The following is a 4,203-nucleotide window of genomic DNA, read 5'->3' as shown; positions in this document are numbered from 1 at the left end:
TCGATCGAGTCGGTACCATCTCCATCTTGGCTTGTTATTAAATCCAAGACACATTGTTTTAAGTCTGGTCTATGATCCCGAGAATATCCTTTCTTAATAAAAATTGGTCTTTCTTTAATAATTTTTTTTTCTTCCTGTTTCTCTTTATCTTCTTCCCTTTTATATTCTCCATCTAAATGAAATGATGTGGAATCTAAATGGGAGTATTTAAGGTCTATTTTAAATTTTTTAATTACTTCTAAAACTACTTCAATAAAAATATCATTTAGTCCATATTTATATAATTCATCCATTACTCTCCCAATTTTATCATCATTAAGGTAATCAGGTTTAATTCTTTCTCCTAACAATTTCTCAATGGCTTTATCTTGAAAAAACTGACTGAATAAATATAGAGGTCTTGAAACAAATCCTAGTCCATTGATTAAAATAGACTTAACTACTGTACCTGCTGAGATTTTTTCTCTAACATCTATTCCTAATTTATTATTAATTATTTTGACTATTCCTATTTCATCAATTAAACCAGCTACTATCCCTAAATGGTCTAAATTTTTAACTTGTATTTCTTCTAAATAAGACATTTTTCGCTCTTTTTTTACAGAGGAAACAACTTAAGCAATTATCCCACTTTTTTGTCTTCAAGAGCTTAAGCAATTATACTTAATTATTAAACCCAGGCTTGTAGTATTTAATGCTACTTTTTGAAGTGCGGAATCTGGGATGAATAACTCTAGCCCACTATGGGAACGCATTATCGCAATAATTTTAGCTAGTGGAGTATTATTAACATTCGTTTTGATTATTTTTAATCCTCAACAATTAAATACTTCAACATTTGCAATTATTAGATTTTTAGCTGCTTTTACTGCTGCTGTAGCAGGTTTTTTATTTATAGGAACTCTTGAACTAAGTGTGAACCTAAATAAAGGGATAATCAAAGGAACAGGAGCATTTGCTATTTTTATTGCAGTCTTTCTCCTATTTTATCATGAATTACCGTCTGACTCTAATCAAGATTTTGAAAGAAAAAACTCAGGTTTAGAACCTGGACTATTTCGAGGAAGCTATTCATCCAATTTTATAGATTATAGACACTTGACGGGTAATAATGAGTATCCTGTTTTATCTTTTGTAGCAACTAAGTTTCCTGAAGAGTTTAATGATATTCTTGGTTTAGAAACACCTCCCATTATACAATCAAAAAATCCTGTGTATGAAAGTATACAAAAATTTAGAAACGAAAGTGGAAATAAAGATTTAGTTTCTCGATATTTAACTCCCTCAGGATATGAATATACTTATCATGATAATGATAGAACGATAGTAGCTAATGAACAGTTAAATGCTTCTTATGAAGAGAAAACAATCACAAAAGAAGTTTATGAAAAGAAGATTTTTAATCAAAATAGTGAGGAGTATGAAAATGAAATAATGAATCGTGATGGAGAAGGCAATGAATTTACTTATGCCCCGATATACGCTGAACTTCAATCATCACTAAATGATGCGAAGTGGACTTCTATTATGGGAACTGATGTGATTTTAAGTGCATTGCCAGATCAATCCCTTTCATTAGAGAAAATTTCAGCATCAGGTGGTAGTATCTTGCAGTTTCCTAAACTTTTATCCTTAAAGTATGATGATAAAATGCCAAATGCTGTTCACACTTGGATTAAAAAAGTTATCAGTGAAAATCCCAATCAAAGAGGATTAGTCGGTTATACTTACTCCTATTTAGATAAGTCTTTAATCTCTAAATTTAAAAGTCCTGAAAATTTCTTTTTAGATCCATGTGGCATGGGACCTTCTGTTTCTCGTTTAACAGCATCACCTTATATCAGATTCCTAGATATTTGGAATCCGAGCGATTTATCTATGAATTTAGAATCTATGGAATTACAAATGATCTCTAAAAATTCCTACAAATTGACTGAAGTTGACCAAAGAGATCAGCTTTTTAATAAAATTTCTACAAAAGAATCGAAAATAAAAATACGGATATCTCCTAATCAACATCTCCTAATACCTACTGAATTTGGCTTTGATAATAGGGCTATAGAACTAGGTGATTATCTTAATTACTTTAACTTTGATTCTAATAGTCTCTCAAAAACAATTAATAAAGCTTTGTATGTTTCTCGACCATATTTAAAACCATTTAATAATGAACCAAATCTAGAAAAAATAACTAATACTATTTCTCTAGATAAAGATTTTACAAAATCGACTACAAGTATTGACTCTTTAATAAATAGTATTCCTAAAAGGTTAGCTGTGGGTTCTATTATCAATATCAATTCTATAACAGTTAATGGCAGAAAAATTACTATAGATCCACCTTTAAACGAACCAGAATATTCCTTATCAGCCTACTTTGCGTATGGTAGTTGTCCTTATCTTTTAGTTCTTGATTCAGATGATAAACCATTTAGGAAATTAGGAACAATTTTAACTGGGGTAGAATCTGAAAAATCAAAATAAACGAAATTATACCGATTGAATGACCGACCTTTAAAAGTTAAAATTGAAGAACGAGATCCAGAAATTACCTATCTTGATTCTTTATCTTTCATTTATCAAGATACACAGACGCAAGAATTAAAGGAAGTTTTTTATCCATTAGCAGAACTTCAAAAAATTGATCAACAATATTTTTTATTACATCAAAGAGAATCACTGGAAATTGACTTAAATAAAATACTTCCAGATACAGCATCTAACATTAAACTTAAAATAAACGGATATTACGAATTAATTTAGTGCGATCGCCGATCTTATAGTGCGATCGCTGATCTTGTAGGTTGGGTTGAGAGACAAAACCCAACATTACCCTTTTTGTGTTTTGCATCTCTCTGAATTGTTTAAGATAGATAATAGTCACTGTTGTAATCTTTATCTGGATAAATTATGCCAACACTGAATTTAACCAATGAACAAGTTATCGACTTAATAAAACAATTACCTATTCAACAACAGGGAGAAATTTTAAAACTCTTACTACTTCAAGAATGGGAAGAATGGGAATCTTTATCTAGGTATGGTCATGATAAAATGCAAACAATAGCACAGCAAAGAGGATATAATTGGGACAAAATGACCGAAGAAGACAAAGAACGATTAATTGATGAAATTGTACATGAAAAATAGTGAAATATACCGTTGTTTTTGATACCAATATCTTGCTGTCTGCGTTGCTTTCCCCAAACGGAAAACCATTTCGCTGTTTAGCATTAGCAAAAATAGGTCAAATTGAATCAGTAACTTGTCAAGAGATATTAGATGAGTTTGCTGAAAAACTGTTATTAAAATTTCAATTTTCTGAAGACATGACACAATTAGCAGTTGATGAAGTAAAAAGCTTTTCTCGCTTAGTTAGTATTACGGGAAATCTTAAAGCTGTTCCTGATGATCCTGATGATGATATGGTAATTGATTGTGCAGTTATTGGAAAAGCAACCCATATTGTAACAGGAGATAAACATCTTTTAGCTTTATCAAATTATCAACAAATTTTGATTATGAAAGCAACAAATTTTGTTAACTTATTGTCTGAAAGTTAAAGCAGTGCGATATAAAATTACCATTAGCTAATGTGTAGAAAGTAAAAATTTCTGTTTTATTTTCATCAACTTACTTTTGCTAGAAAATTTATGCTTATATTGCATCAAATGTTCATTCCAAGCAATAGGCATTTGATCCCAAGTTCTGTCATTAAAAATTCTACCACCTGCTTTAGAATAGCGTCCTCCCCATTGTTTAAAAAAGAAGGGAACCTCTGCTTTTTGTGTTTGCTCTAAAATAGACTGAACCCACTCAGGTTTAATAGGACGATGTTTAAAACCCGACTCACCCCCAACAATTACCCAATAAATGCCAGTTAAATCTAATTCTAACGCTCCTAAAAGGGGTTCACAAGATAAGATACGTACCTTAGCTGGAACTTCTCTTAAAGCATCAATTCTCTCGGTGTAGGGTTGATTTTCTGACTGATACACCCTAGTGGAAAGAGATAAGACCATTCTAACTCAGGATGCTAATTTTACAAGTCTTTAGATCCCACTTAGTTTAGAAATCTGGTACTACTTTCAAGGTGTATCGGTTCAATTCGCATAGAACATATGCTGATAACTGATGGGAATGTCATCAAGCTATATACCTGCCTCGAGAGGCCCGTCAGCTTTTGTCTATGGTATTTCTATC

The 4,203-nt window shown here is 31.4% G+C and carries 6 protein-coding genes; 4 read left to right on the top strand and 2 right to left on the bottom strand.

The features are described from left to right. Nucleotides 1-584 (bottom strand): IS1634 family transposase (locus tag CWATDRAFT_RS30080; RefSeq protein ID WP_042712911.1); only part of this gene is annotated, 584 nt, incomplete at its 3' end. A gap of 139 nt (nucleotides 585-723) precedes the next feature. On the opposite strand from CWATDRAFT_RS30080, the gene CWATDRAFT_RS30075 reads away from it, so the two are divergent. From CWATDRAFT_RS30075 to CWATDRAFT_RS30060, 4 genes are all read left to right on the top strand, one after another. Next, nucleotides 724-2,484, top strand: a complete 1,761-nt coding sequence (locus tag CWATDRAFT_RS30075) for a hypothetical protein (protein ID WP_007308495.1) — start codon at nucleotides 724-726, stop codon at nucleotides 2,482-2,484. Nucleotides 2,485-2,499: 15 nt separating this feature from the next. Next, the gene (locus tag CWATDRAFT_RS30070) at nucleotides 2,500-2,763 is read left to right on the top strand and encodes a hypothetical protein (protein WP_042712909.1); all 264 of its coding nucleotides are present in this window, start codon (nucleotides 2,500-2,502) and stop codon (nucleotides 2,761-2,763) included. Between the two features lie 147 nt (nucleotides 2,764-2,910). After that, a complete protein-coding gene (locus CWATDRAFT_RS30065; protein WP_007308496.1) occupies nucleotides 2,911-3,150 on the top strand; it encodes a hypothetical protein in 240 nt (79 codons plus the stop codon). Then, nucleotides 3,150-3,563, top strand: a complete 414-nt coding sequence (locus tag CWATDRAFT_RS30060) for a putative toxin-antitoxin system toxin component, PIN family (RefSeq protein WP_007308497.1) — start codon at nucleotides 3,150-3,152, stop codon at nucleotides 3,561-3,563. Before CWATDRAFT_RS30065 ends, CWATDRAFT_RS30060 begins: the two co-directional genes overlap by 1 nt. Before the next feature lie 27 nt (nucleotides 3,564-3,590). On the opposite strand, the gene CWATDRAFT_RS30055 is transcribed toward CWATDRAFT_RS30060, so the two are convergent. Beyond that, on the bottom strand, nucleotides 3,591-4,022 hold the full coding sequence (locus CWATDRAFT_RS30055) for a DUF5131 family protein (RefSeq protein WP_007308494.1): 432 nt from the start codon (nucleotides 4,020-4,022) through the stop codon (nucleotides 3,591-3,593). Between the last annotated feature and the right edge of the window lie 181 nt (nucleotides 4,023-4,203).

This window comes from Crocosphaera watsonii WH 8501 (assembly GCF_000167195.1).
Lineage (GTDB): Bacteria > Cyanobacteriota > Cyanobacteriia > Cyanobacteriales > Microcystaceae > Crocosphaera > Crocosphaera watsonii.
The sequence above is the reverse complement of the archived record's forward strand: the minus strand, read 5'-3'. Positions and strand labels throughout refer to the sequence as shown.